We start from the raw sequence: 242 nt of genomic DNA on the forward strand, positions 1-242 counted from the left end.
CCAGTGTGGCCGATCACCCTCTCAGGTCGGCTACGCATCGTCGCCTTGGTGAGCCGTTACCTCACCAACTAGCTAATGCGCCGCAGGTCCATCCATAAGTGACAGATTGCTCCGTCTTTCCCAACTCCCTCATGCGAGAGAATCGCGTATCCGGTATTAGCATCCGTTTCCGAATGTTATCCCGGTCTTATGGGCAGGTTACCTACGTGTTACTCACCCGTCCGCCGCTAAGCATCGTGTTT

At 55.0% G+C, this 242-nt stretch carries 1 rRNA gene; it reads right to left on the reverse strand.

Annotated features, from left to right (window positions below):
* Positions 1-242, reverse strand: a 16S ribosomal RNA gene (locus KJS52_RS27190); the annotation flags it as partial.

Origin of the sequence: Paenibacillus montaniterrae (assembly GCF_018403185.1) — a bacterium.
In the GTDB taxonomy this organism is placed as follows: Bacteria; Bacillota; Bacilli; order Paenibacillales; family Paenibacillaceae; genus Pristimantibacillus; species Pristimantibacillus montaniterrae.